This is a genomic window from Photobacterium sp. WH77, assembly GCF_022014395.1.
Classification (GTDB): domain Bacteria; phylum Pseudomonadota; class Gammaproteobacteria; order Enterobacterales; family Vibrionaceae; genus Photobacterium; species Photobacterium arenosum.
This window is the reverse complement of the sequence record NZ_JAKLTE010000011.1, coordinates 40394-57997: the sequence shown is the minus strand read 5'-3', so window position 1 is coordinate 57997 and position 17604 is coordinate 40394. Positions and strand designations below refer to the sequence as shown.

Below are 17604 nucleotides of genomic sequence, written 5' to 3'. Positions count from 1 at the left end.
ATGGTTACCCCTTTTTCTGATACCACGGCTGAGTTTCGGCTCTATCAGTTGATCAGCCCTTCCCTGCCAATCGGTGCTTTTACCTATTCGCAGGGACTGGAATGGGCGGTCGAACAAGGCTGGATCCATGACAAAATCACCCTGGGGAACTGGCTCAGAGACATGCTGAATCAAAGCCTGATCACTCTTGAACTGCCTGTTCTCAGACGGCTGTATCAGGCTTGGCAATGTGAAGACACACAGGCGATAGCAAAATGGAATCAGTGGCTATACGCCAGCCGGGAAACCAAAGAACTCAGACAGGAAGAAAAACAGCGTGGGCAGGCAACGGCCACACTGCTGCAACAACTGGAGATACCGTTGCCACAACATGTGGGACTGGTAGGAGATAACCAGCTTTCCGGCTTTGCTCTGGCTGCCACGCATTGGGGAATAGAATTGGATGCGCTTTGTCGTGGCTACCTGTGGAGCTGGCTGGAAAATACCACTATGGCGGGCGTGAAACTCATCCCTCTGGGACAAACGGCGGGACAACAGCTACTGCTGGAACTGTCGTCCTTGCTGGCGGAGGCAGTCGCATGTTCTGCAGCCATACAAGATGATGATGTGAGCAGCTTCGCTCCGGCGCAAGCCATTGCCTCCAGCCGGCATGAAACCCAATACACACGCTTATTCCGTTCCTAAGGAGACATGATAATGGATTACAAACAACCTCTTCGCATTGGCGTCGGTGGCCCGGTCGGTTCAGGAAAAACCGCCTTACTGGAAGTATTGTGCAAAGCCATCCGTGATAAATACAACATCGCGGTGGTTACCAACGACATCTATACCCAGGAAGATGCCAAAATTCTGACTCGTGCCGAAGCGCTGGAAGCCGACCGCATCATAGGTGTAGAAACCGGCGGCTGCCCTCATACCGCGATTCGTGAAGATGCCTCCATGAACCTGGCCGCTGTGGAGGAACTGGCGAAACGCCATAAAACACTGGACGTGGTCTTTGTAGAAAGCGGTGGCGACAATCTCAGTGCCACCTTCAGCCCGGAGCTGGCTGATTTAACCATCTATGTCATCGATGTAGCAGAAGGGGAAAAAATACCCCGTAAAGGTGGCCCGGGAATTACCCGCTCCGATCTGCTGATCATCAACAAAATCGACCTTGCCCCGTATGTAGGCGCGTCTCTGGAAGTGATGGAAGCCGACACCCAGCGCATGCGTCCGACCAAACCATATGTGTTTACCAACCTCAAAGAAAAACAAGGACTTGAAGCCATCATCGAGTTTATTGAAACAGCAGGAATGCTGAAGAGAGCAAGCTAGCCTCTGCATGGGAAGCTAGTTAACGGGACAGGCACTTTTGCCGAAAGGGCGCAGAGCTGATTATCAACAAAGAATGACCAAGCGTGGCAGCATAAAAGCTGTCACTCTTTCTCCTCTGATTAAAGCTCGCAAGAGGATCCATAAAAGGACGGACCCATAAAAGGACAGGCACTTCAAGACAGATTCTGCGGATTACCTGAAAGTTACAGCTATCTCAATTACACCTCACTGTGCATCGCATCGATTTTTTCACTATCCGACTTCTCATCCAAACCGCCCTCATATACTGTTCATACATCCAGTTATTTATTTGTGAACGCTTCCATGACAACAGCCAGACACCACCAAATTTGCCTTGAAGCCACCGCCTATTACCACTGCATTTCCCGGTGTGTGCGTCGCGCTTTCCTCTGCGGACAGGATAAGGAGTCCGGTGTCAGTTATGAGCACCGCCGTAGCTGGGTTGAAGACAGGCTGTTTGCATTAGCAAAAGTGTTTTGCATCGACCTCTGTGCTTACGCCATCATGAGTAATCACTATCACCTTGTGCTGCATATTAACAAAGCCAAAGCCGACTCTTTGACTGACAGTGACGTCATTGATCGCTGGCTATCATTTCACAATCCTCCCGTCTTGATCCAACGCTATCTGCGGGGTGATATTCATACCCAGGATGAATACAACGCAGTCTGTTCCATCATTCAGACCTGGCGACAGCGTCTCTACAGCATCAGCTGGTTTATGCGGTTGCTCAATCAATTCATTGCTTCCGAAGCGAATAAAGAAGATGGCTGTAGCGGACACTTCTGGGAGGGACGATTCAAAAGTCAGGCCCTGCTGGATGATAAAGCACTGGCCGCAGCTATGGCGTATGTCGATTTAAACCCCGTCCGTGCCGGTATAGCTGAAACACCGGAAACATCAGACTTCACGTCAGTCCAATTCCGTCTCGATAACTCGCGCAATCCCAAAGCCAGTGTGGCTTACCTCTATCCTTTTATTGGCCAAAACAACAGCACGCAAGAAGGAATCCCCTATCATCTGGCGGATTACCTGGAACTTCTCGACTGGATAGGCAGGCATTTTCATGAAGGAAAAACGGGGCAGATCGCTCACGATGCGCCACCCATTCTTAAGCGATTAGGATTGAATAACTCTCACTGGCTTCGCACTTACAAACGATTTGAGAAAGGCAATATGATTGGGGCAAAGTCATCAATGAAAGCCTGCCTGTCATTAGTAGGACGGAAACGAATTTCTGGTACTCAATTATCCACTAATTAGACCTTGATCGGTGAATCGTTACAAAGCTTCAGCATAAGATTTTAGATCGGGTCAACGCATCTCAAATCACTGCTCATTTTTACCGTTTTGCTAATTTTACGGGCTAGCCGCAACTTTCCCGGCACATCAGCCCCCACTTTTGTTATCAGTCCGAACCCTATCAGTCAGAATAGCTACCTCTGTTAATACACAACCAGTTAGATCACTAATTTGCCTGTCCCATTTAGGTTTCCCGTAAAAGTGCCTGTCCTCCTAAAAGCGATCCCAGCGCGGCTCATCGCCTCCCAACTTATCCACCAGATAGTCAATCAGCACCCTTACTTTCTCAGGTAAATGTTTACGTTCTGGAAACATGGCATACACAGCATGCAGCGGCAACGCATAATCTGGCATTACCGGAATCAATTTCCCTGAAGCTAAATCCGCCCCCACGATAAAGGTCGGCATCTGACAAATGCCCAAGCCAGCAACCAAAGCATCTCGCAGCACTTCACTGTTATTGGCCTGGTAATTCCCTCTGGGCTGAATGCTCTCAACACCAGCAGGCCCGTCAAATCGCCATTCAGCACCACCACGAAAATAGCTGTAATACAGGCAGTTATGATTCTGTAAATCCGCTGGTGACTGTGGAGTACCGTGCTTTTCCAAATAGTGCGGAGCAGCGCAAAGCACACTTCGGCAAGGTGCTAACCGCCGCGCAACAAGGCTGGATTCAGGTATATGACCAATACGGATGGAGAGATCATAACCCCCTTCGACAAGATCAACCATTCTGTCATCCAATGTCATCTCCAGTCGGATGTCGGGATATCGTTGCAGAAACTCAGGGATCAACGGGCTGATGTGCAGACGTCCAAACGTCATCGGGACAGTCACTTTTAGCAGCCCGCTGGGGTTGCCCTGTAACTGACCAAGTTTATCCTCAGCCTCACGAGCAAGCTGATAAGCGGCTCTGGCAGATTCAAAGTACTGCTCACCGGCATCGGTCAGACTAAGGCTGCGCGTAGTCCTGTTCAGTAAACGCGTCCCCAGTTTTGCCTCAAGGTGATTGATACGTTTACTGACTGCAGATTTAGTGATCCCCAACCGTTCAGCCGCTGCAGAAAAGCTGCCACATTCCACCACAGTGACGAAAACTGGAATGGCACTGAAAGCATCGTTATCACGCATTTGTATACTAAACCTCAACAGTGTTTTTCAAATTAACCCAATTATAAACCTCACATACACAATATAAAATCTATCTTAGAAACTACACAATGAGTGGATTACCCATGTTGAAATTCCCCCCTGCTCTGCTTGCGCTTTTTGCTGGTGCTGTGTTGTCACTCATGATTGTGCTCAACAGCCAGTTAGCCGCATACAGCTCTCCAGTCTTGGCCTCCTGGATTGCACATGGCATAGGTGCAGCGTTTGCTGGCTTTATATTGTTTGTCTGTCATGTTCGGAGTAAACAGACGCGCCCGGCCTCCAAACCAATTCCAAAGTGGGCTTATCTGGGCGGTATACCCGGTGCATTTACCGTTATTCTGGCTACGGCTACGGTGAATAGCCCGTTGGGCCTGTCGGGTTCTGTGGCCTTTATGCTGGTGGGACAGACACTTTTCGGGATGTTTAGTGATGTGTTCGGACTGATGGGCTCGAATAAAAGGAAAATTTCTTCTCAAGATTTAGCCGTGGTGTGCTGCATTCTCTCGGGCAGCATGCTGATCATTTTTACACCCAGCTGATTATTAAAATATTACTGATTAATGAGGATAAGCCATGTCCTGGTTCATTTTTCTTGCTGTACTCAACGGTATCTGTATTAGCCTGAGCCGCGTTTTGAACGGTCGGTTAAGTCTTGACCGCACTGCAATGCTCTCATCTTACTGGAATCACCTGATAGGGTTTATCTTTCTGTCACTACTCGTGCTGCCTGTTCATGGCAGTTCTTTCTCTTTGCCACAAAATGCACCATTAAGTGCTTACGCTGGGGGAGTCATTGGTGTGTTATTTGTGGCAATTAATAGCTTTGTGCTCCCCAGAATTGGAGCGATGCGAACAAGCTTACTGGTGATCAGCGGGCAAATGCTGGTGAGCGTGTCACTTTCCCTGGTTTTGCTGTTCATAAAGGGACAGTCACTTTTAGATATGATCTGGCCAATCGCGGGAATGATATTGATTTTATTCGGTGTGTATCTCAACCAGCAGCGTCAGGTCAACCCATACAGAAAACCCGATGTTGAGCTGGGGTATCATGCACTCAACAACAAAAAGCCCGCGAGATAACGCGGGCTTTCATTCGTTCAGCTTAATGGATTAAGCCTGTGACAGTGTTCTGCAAATGGCAGTAATAATTGTTATTAATTGTTCAGAAACAAGGTTTAGAAACAGGGTTCAAAAACGGCGCTAACGCTTCAAAAAGTCGATCAATTTCTGCTTGAGTATTGTAATGCATGAAACCAATTCGGACGACGCCGCCACCTTCAAGCACTCCTAGCTGCTGGCACAAGCCTAACGCATAAAAGTGCCCGTTCCAGACGCACATATTCTGTTGACCCAGGTGAGAGGCTATATCCGACGGCGGTACATTATCAATACGTATCGCAAAAGTCGGAGTGCGTTCTGCGAGCCGTTTATCATCCTCGATACCCAGCAAAGTGATGTTGCTGAATTTTCTGACCCGGTTCAAAAAGTGCTGACTCAGCGCTTCTTCATGAGACTGATACTGAGAGTAACTGGCTGCCAGACGCTCGCGTAAGCCGTCTTGCGGATCGCCCCACTGTGCCAGATAGTCAATCGCAGCCACTACACCCGCCAAACCCTCAAAGTTCTGGGTTCCCGTTTCAAAACGTCCCGGACCGATATCGGTAGCAGGTTCAACTTTATACGGCTTCAATGTCTGCAGCCACTGAGGTGCCACATAAGCGATTCCCACATGCGGGCCAAAGAACTTATAGGCTGAACATGCCAGAAAATCACAACCCAGTGCCTGCACATCCACCAGCTTGTGTGGAGCATAGTGCACAGCATCAACATAGACTTGCGCGCCAACACTGTGTGCTGCTTTAACAATACGTGCAATGTCCACCAGCGAGCCGGTTGTATTCGACGCATAAGTGACGGCCACCAGCCGCGTTTTATTATTCAGCAAAGACTCAAAGTGCTCATAGTCCAGTGTGCAGTCGGCTTCATTCACCCGAACCTGACGAACCAATACTCCTTTATCATCCGCCGCTTGCTGCCAGCTGGACACGTTCGAATAATGATCCAGAGACGTCACGATCACTTCGTCACCTTGCTTCCAGTCGCGTGAAATGGCGCGGCTGAGCTGAAAAGTCAGTGAAGTCATATTCGGACCGAAGACAATATTGTCGGGTGACGGCGCATTCAGCAAGGCCTGAACAGACTCACGCGCCTTTGCCATGAGTGACACTGTCACCTCACTGGAGAAAAACGAACCGCCAAGATTGGCATTATAACGGCCAAGATAATCCGTCATCGCCTGTAACACACTGGCAGGTACTTGTGCTCCGCCCGGTCCGTCAAAGAAATACACAGGTGCATCATTGATCTGTTGAGCCAGTGCGGGGAACTGCTGTCGAACACTTGATACATCAAAGTGCATACTGAGTCTCCCGGGCTGTCAAAACAAAGAGATCCATGTAGCCTTGTTGATCTTTCTTCACAGCCTTAATCGGACGTGCATTATGCCAGAGCTGATCATCGGCCAGAATAGCGACTTCACCCTGCTCGAGCGCCATGCTCAAAAAAGGCAGTTGATTTTTATTCTTGTAGACCAGAAACTCACCGCCCTCGATGTTTTCACGTCCAATCCCAATCACCGCAATGTGATTAAAACCATCCTGATGAACCCCTTCTGGCGCTACCTGAGTCTCACCCTCCAGCGCGGCAATACGGATCTGATGAATTTCAATTTCCTGATCATCTGATAAGGCATTGGCACGTTTGAACACTTCACACATTTCATGCATCCCAGCACTGAAAAGTATCTTGTCTTCCAAAGGCTCAAAACTGCGGCTGACATTGCCCTGAAAGTGGTTAATGTCGTCAGATTGCACAAAGGCCCTGGGCGGCATGTGCTGCACGCCATTGGCGGTCGCTTTCACAATGGAATAACGGCGAAGACGGTACTCGCCATCTGCGTGCCCGGTTTTAGGCAAATGATTGAACGAAGGGGAAAGCTCATTGATAGCCTGTCCGCTTAGTTGTGTGAGTTGAAAAGTACGACCCAGTGAAACATTCATTGCATCAGCTCCTCTTAGCAGCGCCTTATCCCTAGCCGTCCGCAACTGTGTCGGACGCTCTCCCGTTTGCAGCAAACCACAAACATGAGATTAACAATTCAGTTACAAGATAGAGTAAAGGAAAATTCGACAAAGCCAATACCAAGCAGATATAAACTTCACATAACAGTTAAAATTAAGAATACTAAACCATATAAGTGGATATGACTGGGCTAACAATCTATTATTTCAATCTGGCTTCACGAAAAAGCAGTGTTCTTTGCTAGATAAAAGCGTAACCATCTGATTTTAAAAGATTACCGCTTTAACACTCAAGTTGTGGAACCGCTGTGAACCCATCAAAAGGCAGCATAAAATACCGTTTGTGATATGTATCCCACCAGAAATATTGATATTCAGTACATGCGCAGAGGAAATGAAAACGTTGAATACAAAAAACCTCCTGCCATTTCTGACAGAAGGTCTGTAAATCTGGAGGATAAACGGAACAGGCTGGTGGCAGCTTAAGGACGGTGTGGGGTATAAACGTAATTATCACCAGATTTTTTATAAAATGCGTTATCAATAATGGCATAGGTAATGCCTGATACCACAGCAAAGGTCACCAATTCGGGTAAATTGGTTCGGTGATACTCCCTGCGAGGGCGTTCCTTAATAACGACAACCTCATGATGGTGATAATGTCTGGCCGGTTTACGATGATGATGGTGTCTGTGCTTATTTTTATGCTTATAATATTTTTTATAACCATGATCATAACCATGGTCTCTGCCACCATGAGCACAACTGGTTGCTGGTGCGATCAGAGACAAGCACAAGATACCAATCCATAGAGTTTTCATATAACACTACCTGTTTTTCTGCATATGTGTACAGCGTACATATAGCTTGGTAAAGCAGTGTCAACCGCAAGTAAACCTTAAGTAAAATCACGCTTACATTCACTCAACATACTGCATACAAAGAAGATCGACACAGATGCCTGAAAATACAAATACTTTCGCCGAAGATAGCACGCAACACCTTATCGGGCTGGGATGTCCCGACTTTTCCTTAGCCGCTTATATCGAAAACCGGCCAGACGTGCCCGGGATGGCATATCTGGATCAATTACAGCCTGCTGCCTCAGGTGAAATAAAGGCTATCGGCCAGGCGTGCGGCAACGGTTGGCGAAAAGTGTTCAACGTATACGCAAAGCTGATTTATGCCCTCGACAGCAAGTTGTTCCCCCATTCAACGAACGCCCCGAGCTGGCAGTCGTACAGAGATGATTTCCTTCTCCAGCAATCCAGCCAGACAGCGCTGTTATTCAATCCTCCCGTTCTTGATGCACCAGATTCTACCCCTCGCTACCACATCATTATGGGAAGAACCTACGCCAAGAAACTGATTCACGAGGAGAAACTGACGGTGCCTCTCATCTGGCTGGATAATGAATTCGCAATTAACCGCGAGCACAGGTTGGTCATCTGTCCCTACTTTGACTATCGCCAGCTCTCCAATAGCAAAATAGATCGATTGGCGAATACCCTAGCCGGATTTGCCCGCCACATATAAGCGTCTGTCCCTCTACGGCATGGCATCCGATTAGTCAGTCACAATAGTGCCTGTCCCGCTAAAGCATTTCGCTAAAGCAATTTACCCGTCGCAATAGTGCCTGTCCCACTAAAGCATCTATGCTTTTAAGGGATCAACAAGCCTGATTGCTGTCGTATGGGTGCTGTATGTTAAATGAACTGCAAACCATGATTTTCGAACTCGGGATCATTGTGGTCAGTTCAGCGTTAATAGGCACAATGTTCCTGTATGCCCGCCAGCCTATTATTCTGGCGTACATCGTTGCCGGCATTGCCCTTGGCCCTAGCGGGTTAGGCTTGCTGAATGACAGCGACAGAATCATCCAATTCGGCCAGTTCGGTGTCATTCTCTTGCTGTTCCTGCTAGGCCTGAACCTGCAACCTTTCAAGCTGCTGAGTCTCTTTAAAGAAAGCGCACTGATCACACTGGGTACCTGCTGTCTCTTCTTTCTGGTGACACTGGGATTTAGCTTGCTGATTGGTCTGTCCCTTGGCGACTCGCTTGTGGCTGCCGCCGCACTGATGTTCTCAAGTACCGTCATAGGGCTGAAATTGATCCCGACCACCACCCTTCACCATCAGCGTGTGGGGGAAGTTATGACCAGTGTACTACTGATACAGGACATGCTGGCTATCATTGTGATTCTGTTTCTGAATGTGCGTGAGCCTGATGTCATGATCAGCGCCTTTGTACTCATTCTGCTGAAACTAGGATTGCTCTGCCTGCTGGCGTATTTAGGCGTCCGCTATCTGGTGCTCCCCCTGTTTCGTCGTTTTGATGTGATTCAGGAATACACCTTTGTTACCGCACTGGCATGGTGCCTGCTGTGGGCGGAAACGGCTCATCTGGCGGGATTATCCTATGAAATCGGCGCTTTCGTCGCCGGGCTATCCATTGCTATCAGTCGGGTTTCGCAAGCCATTTCCCTGCACCTGAAACCTTTGCGGGAGTTTTTTCTGATTCTGTTTTTCTTCGCGGTGGGCGCAAAAATGGATATCACACAAGGTGGGACCGTGTTGCTGTGGGGTGGGCTGTTCGGGGTACTGCTAGTGGCAGTAAAAGCAGCTGGATTCATTGTTGCATTGAAGCTGGCCAAGGAAAAAGCGCCTCAGGAACTGTCTGCCCGGCTCAGCCAAGCCAGCGAGTTTTCACTCTTGCTGGCTTATTCTGCCTTAACCGCCGGTCTGGTTTCCGATCAGGGTATGCTCTTTATTCAAACCGCGACACTCACTACTTTCATCCTGTCCACTTACTGGGTAGTGAGCCGCTTTCCTACGCCGATTTCAAGCGTGAGCGATCTGCGTAAAGACTGAACACGCGTCAGGCGGCCTGACGCTGACATTGCATAGAAAAATGATTCTGCGGGGTAATGTGATACCACATTTCGAACTGCGCTTTGTTTTTTCCTTTCATCACAGGCTGCAGGAAAATACGGTAACCCATGAGATCGCGTTGCGCATCATAGCCAAAAGGATTGGCCTGATTGGGATCTGTCAGTATTTCCCGTTTCATTGATAACGGTTTTAAACGGTACTCACCTTCCAGTGACTCAAGGTGATAGTCGACAAACAGGTTGAATTCCAGCTCAGTTTTGCCTTGATCCTGATAGCGAATCCATTCTTTAGAATTAACTTTGCCATCATGATGAAAATCATAATTCACCCAGCTCTCTTCCTTGTCTGATGCCTTCTCATCCGGAAGACACTGCCACTTGCCCACCAACTCTGACATGGATGCCAGCTCTGTGGTGGCATGCGCAGCGGTGGCCAGCCCTAACTGACTCGCCAGCAACAAAGAGACGGCCAGATATCTGCTCTGCGTCCATGAGTTCATCCATTCACCTACATGATTATTGTCAGATTCGTTTACTAACATAGCGAACTTAAGATAATGTCTCCACAAGCTTTTACCAAAATCAGACATTAAAAAAGGAGCCATCGCTCCTTTTATATATTCACTCGTCATTCGGGCCATTCTTCAACGCTTAAGATGACTTAGCCTGAAGGTGGCCAGTATGCGTTGCGGCCTGGGATTTCTCACCGCTGACCGTCTTGTTTTCCAGCCTTTCAGCAATATTGGCCAGCAAATGCTTAACCGGCACAATCGGACCCATCATATTAACCCGCATCGCAGACCCCACGGCCCCCAAATGCAACTCCGAGACGTCAGAGGCCGAGTAGTTGTACTTATAGTTGAACTTGTCGATCGCCAGATGAAGCAGATCAAACTCCTTCCGGTGACAAGAAATATATGCGCGCCAATACATAGCATCCAGAACTTCATCAGACGAGTAAGCCCGCAGAATAAAGCGCCAGCTGCCATCTTCACCGTAGAAATCCAGCGGGAATATCTGTTTTGTTTTTCTTTTATTAAACAAGGTAAATCGATCCACTTAGCCAGCGAGACTCATAGGATTATCCAAGGATTGAAACAGATTGGAAGAGAAAAATGATAAATTTGACATTCGGATTCAGGAAGTCATCCGCGTCTGGTTATGAAGTGATTTGAGTGCTTGAGGATTCACCAAAACGTCACCTGATTGTAGCAATCGGGGGAAACGTCCGGATGCAATCTTTGGGAGGATACCATAAAAAAAATGCATTATTCAGGCTTGTAGAAAAAATAACTGCGCCTATAATGCTGAAAACCGGAGCGTCTGCCAACGCTCCGGTTTTTTTGTGCCTGCTCTTCAGGAAAATTGCTATCTGCCAATAGCGCATACCTGACGAGCAATATCCGATAATCACATTGAAGATAAAGAAGGAACTTCCATGCGTATCGAACAAGACCTGAAACTGGGATTCAAAGATGTACTGTTTCGCCCGAAACGTTCAACCCTGAAAAGCCGATCTCAAGTTGAATTAACCCGCGATTTTACATTCAAGCATAGCGGCCGTCAATGGTCAGGCGTTCCCATTATTGCTGCCAATATGGACTCAGTCGGCAGCTTTGACATGGCAAAAGCACTGGCAAAACACAATGTCATGACCGCCATTCACAAACACTATACGGTTGAGGACTGGGACGGTTTCATCAATGAAAACCCGGCTGATGTACTCAAACACGCCATGGTTTCTACCGGTACATCAGATGCGGATTTTCAGAAAACCAAAGACATCATGGCGCTGACCGACGATCTGATGTTTATCTGCATCGATATTGCGAACGGTTACTCTGAGCATCTGGTCGAGTACGTGGGAAAAGTCCGTAACGCATTCCCCGACAAAGTCATCAGCGCGGGTAATGTTGTCACCGGCGACATGGTGGAAGAGCTGATTCTGGCGGGTGCAGACATAGTCAAAGTAGGTATCGGCCCGGGTTCAGTGTGCACCACTCGCGTGAAAACCGGTGTCGGCTACCCGCAACTGTCTGCCATTATCGAATGTGCAGACGCCGCGCACGGACTGGGCGGACAGATCATTGGTGACGGCGGTTGCACCTGTGCCGGCGATGTCTCTAAAGCCTTCGGCGGCGGTGCCGATTTCGTGATGCTGGGCGGTATGCTGGCCGGCCATGAAGAAAGCAACGGCGAAATCGTTGAAAAAGACGGCCAGCAATTCATGAAATTTTATGGCATGTCATCTCAGAGCGCGATGGACAAGCATTCCGGCGGTGTTGCCAACTACCGTGCCGCTGAAGGAAAAACCGTACTATTGCCTTACCGCGGCCCAGTAGAATACACCATCCAGGATATCATGGGCGGCGTGCGCTCAACCTGCACCTACGTTGGCGCGGCGAAGCTCAAAGAGCTCACCAAACGCACCACTTTCATCCGTGTTCGTGAGCAAGAAAATAACGTGTACGGGAAAGAGTGATCATCAGTGCTATAAAAAAGAATCAAATCAAAAAGGTCGCTGATGCGGCCTTTTTGATACAGATGTCATCCCTTCTTCATCAAAATTACGCATTTGAAAACATGGTGGCATCCTGACCTTGGCGATATATTCAAATGACTTAATTAGAAAACGGCTTCTGCGCCTTCATTCGATAAAGCCACCCTGTTGATGAGTGGCTTTTCCTTTGGCTTACCTGGGGTTTTGGGGCGAATGGGTAGCCGGCCTTCGTGAATCATTTTGTTCACCTGGCCGATGGTATTGACTGAGATTTCAGAGAATTTCTGAACTGTGACAAAGTGGTGCATTGAACACTATTGAAGAATTGTTCATGGTGGTATCCTTGTGAGTTGCTTAGTCATTCAATTGTGTTCAGTTTGCTGCCATACAAAGCCGAATACATTTACCGATGCATGAATGGTAGATCCACAAATGAGTTCGCACCAAGAAAAAATCGAGCCTTTTTCATATGAGGGCGGCAAAAATGTGACTTCAAGATTGGTTGAGGCTCTACATTTGAGTGAGTACAAGGAGCTAACTGAGGTACTAGGAGTAGGCAAAGGTACTATTTCAACCTGGCATCAGCGTGAGCAAACACCTTTTGAAATTGCGGTTCGAGTACACCTAACCACTGGTGTATCACTTCGTTGGTTACTACTCGGCGAAGGGGAAATGTATGAGCAAGCGGCAGCACCTAAAGAAAAGCTTCAAGTGATGCAAGTTCCGCTTTTCAGCCTTAAAGATGGAGAATTTACACCACAGAAGGCCATGACGCTTGATGCAAGATTCATTAATACTCTACCTGAGTTTGATAGGTTGATAGTTGTCCAACAAGCAAATCAGCTTGACTATATAGACGCCAATAAAACAAAACCAGTCAATGGCGTTTACTTGATCAGAATTGACGGGGATGTGTCTATCAACTCGCTGCAAAAACTGCCTGGCAACAAGGTAGCGATTGAGTTCTCCAACTCTACAGTGCAGCTGGATGAAAGGGATATTGAGGTTTTGGGGAAGGTTTTATTTTAACTCAACATTTTTTATTTTCTAAGGGACAACATGGCTATTGAACTTAAACCACAAAAACATTTAACAAATATTTTAAAAACCACTAACAACCCTAACTTCACACTCTTCTTAGGTGCAGGTGCAAGTGTCACCAGTGGTGTTAAAAGCGCCGGAGAGTTAATAAAAGAATGGCGCAGTGCTTATTCTGAAATGCACTCATTAGAGAAGTTGAAAAAACAGAGTTGGCATGATAAGCCAATAGAATATTCTGAATTATTTGAGGCATTATACGATCAACCAAGTCAACGCAGAGATTTTATAGAAAATTGTATTAAGGATGCAACTCCATCCTGGGGCTATATCTATTTAGCCAACCTGTTAAAGAACAATATATTCAACACTGTTTTTACTACAAATTTTGATGACCTCATTAATGAGGCATGCTACACATTTACTTCTGACTTAAAGCCTATTGTTTCAGCTCATGACTCAAGTATAAAATCTGTTAGGCTAACATCGCCAAGACCTAAAATTATCAAACTTCATGGCGACTTTCTTTTCGACAACATAAAGAATACCGTAAGAGAATTAGAGTCGCTAGAAGACAATATGCGTTCCAAGTTCAGACAGTACGCGTCAGAGTTTGGAATGATTTTTGTTGGTTATGCAGGTAATGACCGTTCAATTATGGACACCTTAAATACCCTATTACATAGCGAAGCAAACTTTCCTCATGGTATTTATTGGTGCGTAAGAAAAGGTACGGATTTAAGTAGCCTACCGTCTGATTTAGAAAATTTGGCTAGATTCCCGAGATTCCATATTGTTGAAATTGAAGGATTTGATGAATTCATGGCTGAAGTTCATCATAATATTGGAATTCAGTTACAAGACGAAGTTTCTAATCCATATTCTTCATTAGCTGATAGATTAAACAAAATTTTTGACTCACGCTTAGATGAATCTGATGAACTTGAAAATGAAGAGTCCAACTACCATAACAATACATATATTAATAATGACATGGTTAGACTTTCAGAAAACCTTCAAAATTATCATTCAGCAACGTCATTGATTAATAGGCTTGGAGAGTTAATGAAAGAAAACGAGTCTGGCGGGGGAGAACGTTTAAAAGAGGCAATTGAGCAGTTATTACAAGATACTCAAGTGACCAAAAGTGATTTTTTTGGAAACCTACATGTTTTTTCTGCTCCTAATATCTTGTTAGCGGATGCAGCATTACGAAATAAAGACTATGATCTTGCATTAAATTATGCAATGATGGCTCTAGATAAGAAAAACAGCGCCGAAGCTATTTCCATTGCAATTAAATCAATATCAGGTATGGGGTGTTCGGATAATTTAGAGGCGCTAGATAAATTAATAGTCCATTTAAAAGATCTTAGCAACCTAACTAATAAAGATGTTGGTCGATTAATGACGGCGGCTGTTGATCTAATTTCAGCCAAAGAATACTCTAAAACTCAAACAATCTTCGAAACACTAAAATCAAATAACACTAATATCAATGACCGAACTGCACATTTATTAGATCTTAATATTGCTTTGTGTATTAAATTAAGTCAGCAAAGCCTACCAGAGCAGCTAAAATCTAGATTGCAGTCAAATCTAAACAATGTTATTTCGAACACTGACTACTGGGTAATGTTTGGTTTAGCTATCTTCCTTAATAAAGAGGATCTAGTGGAAGAAGCAGCCAAGAACTTAAAAGAAGACTATCTTATTGATTTACTGATGAAAAATCAACCAATCATGAAGCTCGTCCCAAATCCACTCTTCTCAAAGATAATAAGAATTGCTGAAGATCGAGGCATAGAGTATCTTGATGAAGATAGCGAAGAAGTGAACGAAATCACTACAGAATCTGAAAATTATGGTAAAGTTGAATCAGATGAGCATTCAAATGCAGTTGTTGAGAAAGATTCTGAAGGAGCTCCAGGCATTCAACAACCCAAGAACAAAGCTAATGGTAAAGAAAAACCAGAAAACACAAGCCAACAACCAGAAGCTTAAAACACATATTTATCAATAAGTTACAGAAACAACCATACGGAGACGTCTATGAAAGACAAAAAAAATCTTCCAACACAACAAGCTACTGAGGAATACAAAGAGTACCTCAAAGGGTTAGCTAATAAGTAAATATCATCACAAAAAGGCCACTTATGTGGCCTTTTTAGTACAACCTTCTAACCCCCACATTACTAACCTATTGACTTAGCATTCGTTAATTTAGCTCATATGCTACATTTTTTATCAATTCAATTTTGCTAGAGGCAGCGTGTTTAAAGTCGGCAAAGAGTACCACCGCCAGTCAGAAATCCACGGCGTGTACAAAGGCCAGGCCCAAGGCGGTATCTCCACCCCTTCGGGCTTGGATGCGATTTTCATTCTTACCGGTGACGGCGGTGAGAAGCTCGGCTATGCCGACGACTTCGGCGACGATGGCATTTTCTACTACACTGGCGAAGGCCAGGAAGGCGACATGGAAATGGTACGCGGGAACAAGGCCATTTTGAACAACATGAAAGATGGCCTGGCCGTTCACTTTTTAAGTATGTACACAAAGCATAAAGATCCAGCAAAATACTTTTAAAGGAAAAAGAAGCCACAGCGTCCTTACTAACCACAAAGCTCACCTCAATCCTCCCCCTCCCCACCCAGATTTAACATTTCCCCTCATGTTGAAAAGCCGCTATCCATGCTACATTGACGCCCTGTTTGTGATTTATGGCAGCACTATTTTTCATGCTTACTGAATGGTTTACTTCTCACAATATTAATGTTGATCAACTGATAGATCTCGGCGAGGTGCTGGGGTTGATCGCCGGTATCTCTGTCGTGATTCATTTCATACTGCACCGCGGTGTGATTCTGTGGCTGAACCGGTTCACTGGGCACAGCGAAACGCTCTGGCATCAGGCGGTATTTGGCAAGAAACTCTTCAGCCGGTTTGCCTTGCTGATTCAGGGCATTGTGATTGCGGTGCAAACCCAGTTGTGGCTGTCAGATGACAGTGCTGTGTATGAGATTTTGCAAACCTTCACGTCGCTGTGGATTGTGCTGTACAGCTTGCTGACACTCTACGCGGTACTGGGTGTTATTGAAGTGCTGTTAGGCCGCACGCAGGCTGGCCGCAATATGCCGTTGCGAGGCATTTCGCAGAGTCTGAAAATCATCTTTTTTGTTGTTGCGGCCCTGCTGAGCACCTCGATTTTGATCGGCAAATCTCCGGTCATACTGCTCAGCGGTCTGGGTGCGATGACCGCGGTGATCATGCTGGTGTTTAAAGATCCCATCCTGGGGCTGGTTGCGGGCATCCAGTTATCCGCCAATAAAATGCTCAGTGTGGGGGACTGGCTGGAAATGCCGAAATACGGTGCCGACGGTGATGTGATTGATATCAGTCTGACCACAGTGAAAGTGCAGAACTGGGATAAAACCATTACAACGATTCCGACCTACGCGCTGATTTCTGATTCGTTTAAGAACTGGAAAGGCATGCAGCAGTCGGGGGGACGCCGTATTAAGCGCAGCGTGCTGATTGACGCCACCAGCGTACATTTTCTGGCCGACAATGAGATCCGCTATCTGGAAAAAGCCCAGTTACTCGAACCATACATCAAGCATAAAGTGGCAGAGATCAATCAGTACAACGAACAAAAGCAGTCGGATTTAGGCTGCCGCATCAATGGCCGTCGCTTAACGAACCTTGGCAGCTTTCGTGCGTATCTGGAACGCTACCTTCGCCAGCACCCTAATATTCACCAACACATGACATTAATGATCCGTCAGTTGCCGCCTTCACACGAAGGGATATCGCTGGAGATTTACTGCTTTACCAATACCACTGTCTGGGTGGAATACGAGCAGATCCAATCGGATATTTTTGATCACCTGTATGCCGTACTTCCCGAGTTCGGATTGCGCGTCTCGCAAGCGCCAACTGGCAGTGATTTTCGCGAATGGCACTATGCCAGAAGCACAGCCACACCGCAGAATATGGCATCCGATACGCGATCCGCGCAGGTAGCTGAACCGATGAAGATGAATTAAAGACGTGCAAGTTAGTCAGGGCAGACTGAATCTGTCTGTCCTGACTGAATCTGGTCATGACACAAAAGTGTCTGTCCCTTTAAATTCCAAAAGTGTCTGTCCCGCTAACATCGCTTGGCCATTAGACAAAAGTGCCTGTCCCGTTAATTTCTGTCATCTGGGTACCAGAACGGCGTTGAATTATTCGGCCAGCTTCACTAAATTCTGATCAAAGAACTGCCAGTCAAATCACCTGTGATAGCCTGAACCGTCGAATC

Annotated in this window: 18 protein-coding genes; 12 read left to right on the top strand and 6 right to left on the bottom strand. The window is 46.5% G+C overall.

Annotated features, from left to right (window positions below):
• From L6J37_RS12775 to L6J37_RS12765, 3 genes are all read left to right on the top strand, one after another.
• Window positions 1–684, top strand: coding sequence for an urease accessory protein UreF (locus L6J37_RS12775; protein ID WP_192016812.1), 684 nt, complete (start codon window positions 1–3; stop codon window positions 682–684).
• 9 nt (window positions 685–693) lie between these two features.
• The gene (gene ureG, locus L6J37_RS12770) at window positions 694–1317 is read left to right on the top strand and encodes an urease accessory protein UreG (protein WP_192016924.1); all 624 of its coding nucleotides are present in this window, start codon (window positions 694–696) and stop codon (window positions 1315–1317) included.
• A 324-nt stretch (window positions 1318–1641) separates the two neighbouring features.
• Window positions 1642–2601, top strand: a complete 960-nt coding sequence (locus L6J37_RS12765) for a transposase (RefSeq protein WP_237795365.1) — start codon at window positions 1642–1644, stop codon at window positions 2599–2601.
• 252 nt (window positions 2602–2853) lie between these two features.
• Here the strand turns inward: L6J37_RS12765 and L6J37_RS12760 are convergent, their stop codons facing one another.
• On the bottom strand, window positions 2854–3771 hold the full coding sequence (locus tag L6J37_RS12760; protein ID WP_192017716.1) for a LysR family transcriptional regulator: 918 nt from the start codon (window positions 3769–3771) through the stop codon (window positions 2854–2856).
• A gap of 104 nt (window positions 3772–3875) precedes the next feature.
• On the opposite strand from L6J37_RS12760, the gene L6J37_RS12755 reads away from it, so the two are divergent.
• Complete coding sequence (locus L6J37_RS12755) at window positions 3876–4331, top strand: DMT family transporter (RefSeq protein ID WP_192017717.1); 456 nt, start codon at window positions 3876–3878, stop codon at window positions 4329–4331.
• A 34-nt stretch (window positions 4332–4365) separates the two neighbouring features.
• Window positions 4366–4872 carry a DMT family transporter gene (locus L6J37_RS12750; protein ID WP_237795364.1) on the top strand — a complete coding sequence of 169 codons (507 nt, stop codon included), beginning with the start codon at window positions 4366–4368 and terminating at the stop codon, window positions 4870–4872.
• 82 nt (window positions 4873–4954) lie between these two features.
• Here the strand turns inward: L6J37_RS12750 and L6J37_RS12745 are convergent, their stop codons facing one another.
• From L6J37_RS12745 to L6J37_RS12735, 3 genes are all read right to left on the bottom strand, one after another.
• On the bottom strand, window positions 4955–6211 hold the full coding sequence (locus tag L6J37_RS12745) for a cysteine desulfurase-like protein (RefSeq protein WP_237795363.1): 1257 nt from the start codon (window positions 6209–6211) through the stop codon (window positions 4955–4957).
• Window positions 6201–6851, bottom strand: a complete 651-nt coding sequence (locus tag L6J37_RS12740; RefSeq protein ID WP_192017720.1) for a 2OG-Fe dioxygenase family protein — start codon at window positions 6849–6851, stop codon at window positions 6201–6203. The genes L6J37_RS12745 and L6J37_RS12740 overlap by 11 nt, the downstream gene beginning before the upstream one ends.
• A 503-nt stretch (window positions 6852–7354) precedes the next feature.
• A complete protein-coding gene (locus tag L6J37_RS12735) occupies window positions 7355–7693 on the bottom strand; it encodes a hypothetical protein (protein WP_237795362.1) in 339 nt (112 codons plus the stop codon).
• 136 nt (window positions 7694–7829) lie between these two features.
• Here L6J37_RS12735 and L6J37_RS12730 point away from each other — a divergent pair, with 136 nt between their 5' ends.
• Together L6J37_RS12730 and L6J37_RS12725 are read left to right on the top strand one after the other, a co-directional pair.
• Entirely contained in the window at window positions 7830–8408 is a 579-nt protein-coding gene (locus L6J37_RS12730; RefSeq protein ID WP_218385338.1) for a DUF6942 family protein, read from the top strand.
• A gap of 167 nt (window positions 8409–8575) precedes the next feature.
• A complete protein-coding gene (locus L6J37_RS12725) occupies window positions 8576–9742 on the top strand; it encodes a cation:proton antiporter (RefSeq protein ID WP_237795361.1) in 1167 nt (388 codons plus the stop codon).
• A gap of 7 nt (window positions 9743–9749) precedes the next feature.
• Here L6J37_RS12725 and L6J37_RS12720 read toward each other — a convergent pair whose 3' ends face one another.
• Complete coding sequence (locus tag L6J37_RS12720; RefSeq protein WP_237795359.1) at window positions 9750–10262, bottom strand: hypothetical protein; 513 nt, start codon at window positions 10260–10262, stop codon at window positions 9750–9752.
• Window positions 10263–10413: 151 nt separating this feature from the next.
• A complete protein-coding gene (locus L6J37_RS12715; protein WP_225445375.1) occupies window positions 10414–10806 on the bottom strand; it encodes a hypothetical protein in 393 nt (130 codons plus the stop codon).
• 394 nt (window positions 10807–11200) lie between these two features.
• Between L6J37_RS12715 and L6J37_RS12710 the strand changes: the two genes are divergently transcribed.
• From L6J37_RS12710 to L6J37_RS12690, 5 genes are all read left to right on the top strand, one after another.
• The gene (locus L6J37_RS12710; protein WP_237795357.1) at window positions 11201–12244 is read left to right on the top strand and encodes a GMP reductase; all 1044 of its coding nucleotides are present in this window, start codon (window positions 11201–11203) and stop codon (window positions 12242–12244) included.
• Between the two features lie 435 nt (window positions 12245–12679).
• The gene (locus L6J37_RS12705) at window positions 12680–13291 is read left to right on the top strand and encodes a phage repressor protein CI (protein WP_237795355.1); all 612 of its coding nucleotides are present in this window, start codon (window positions 12680–12682) and stop codon (window positions 13289–13291) included.
• Window positions 13292–13321: 30 nt separating this feature from the next.
• Window positions 13322–15304 carry an SIR2 family protein gene (locus L6J37_RS12700; RefSeq protein ID WP_237795353.1) on the top strand — a complete coding sequence of 661 codons (1983 nt, stop codon included), beginning with the start codon at window positions 13322–13324 and terminating at the stop codon, window positions 15302–15304.
• Window positions 15305–15572: 268 nt separating this feature from the next.
• The gene (locus L6J37_RS12695) at window positions 15573–15887 is read left to right on the top strand and encodes a hypothetical protein (protein WP_237795351.1); all 315 of its coding nucleotides are present in this window, start codon (window positions 15573–15575) and stop codon (window positions 15885–15887) included.
• Window positions 15888–16039: 152 nt separating this feature from the next.
• Window positions 16040–17347 (top strand): mechanosensitive ion channel family protein, encoded by a 1308-nt coding sequence (locus tag L6J37_RS12690; RefSeq protein WP_237795350.1) that lies wholly within the window; start codon window positions 16040–16042, stop codon window positions 17345–17347.
• Window positions 17348–17604: the final 257 nt, after the last annotated feature.

Coding starts and splice junctions, on each gene's coding strand:
- L6J37_RS12775 (WP_192016812.1), top strand. CDS start 1: ATGGTTACCCCTTTTTCTGATACCACGGCTGAGTTTCGGCTCTATCAG.
- L6J37_RS12765 (WP_237795365.1), top strand. CDS start 1,642: ATGACAACAGCCAGACACCACCAAATTTGCCTTGAAGCCACCGCCTAT.
- L6J37_RS12760 (WP_192017716.1), bottom strand. CDS start 3,771: ATGCGTGATAACGATGCTTTCAGTGCCATTCCAGTTTTCGTCACTGTG.
- L6J37_RS12755 (WP_192017717.1), top strand. CDS start 3,876: ATGTTGAAATTCCCCCCTGCTCTGCTTGCGCTTTTTGCTGGTGCTGTG.
- L6J37_RS12750 (WP_237795364.1), top strand. CDS start 4,366: ATGTCCTGGTTCATTTTTCTTGCTGTACTCAACGGTATCTGTATTAGC.
- L6J37_RS12745 (WP_237795363.1), bottom strand. CDS start 6,211: ATGCACTTTGATGTATCAAGTGTTCGACAGCAGTTCCCCGCACTGGCT.
- L6J37_RS12740 (WP_192017720.1), bottom strand. CDS start 6,851: ATGAATGTTTCACTGGGTCGTACTTTTCAACTCACACAACTAAGCGGA.
- L6J37_RS12735 (WP_237795362.1), bottom strand. CDS start 7,693: ATGAAAACTCTATGGATTGGTATCTTGTGCTTGTCTCTGATCGCACCA.
- L6J37_RS12730 (WP_218385338.1), top strand. CDS start 7,830: ATGCCTGAAAATACAAATACTTTCGCCGAAGATAGCACGCAACACCTT.
- L6J37_RS12725 (WP_237795361.1), top strand. CDS start 8,576: ATGTTAAATGAACTGCAAACCATGATTTTCGAACTCGGGATCATTGTG.
- L6J37_RS12720 (WP_237795359.1), bottom strand. CDS start 10,262: ATGAACTCATGGACGCAGAGCAGATATCTGGCCGTCTCTTTGTTGCTG.
- L6J37_RS12710 (WP_237795357.1), top strand. CDS start 11,201: ATGCGTATCGAACAAGACCTGAAACTGGGATTCAAAGATGTACTGTTT.
- L6J37_RS12705 (WP_237795355.1), top strand. CDS start 12,680: ATGGTAGATCCACAAATGAGTTCGCACCAAGAAAAAATCGAGCCTTTT.
- L6J37_RS12700 (WP_237795353.1), top strand. CDS start 13,322: ATGGCTATTGAACTTAAACCACAAAAACATTTAACAAATATTTTAAAA.
- L6J37_RS12690 (WP_237795350.1), top strand. CDS start 16,040: ATGCTTACTGAATGGTTTACTTCTCACAATATTAATGTTGATCAACTG.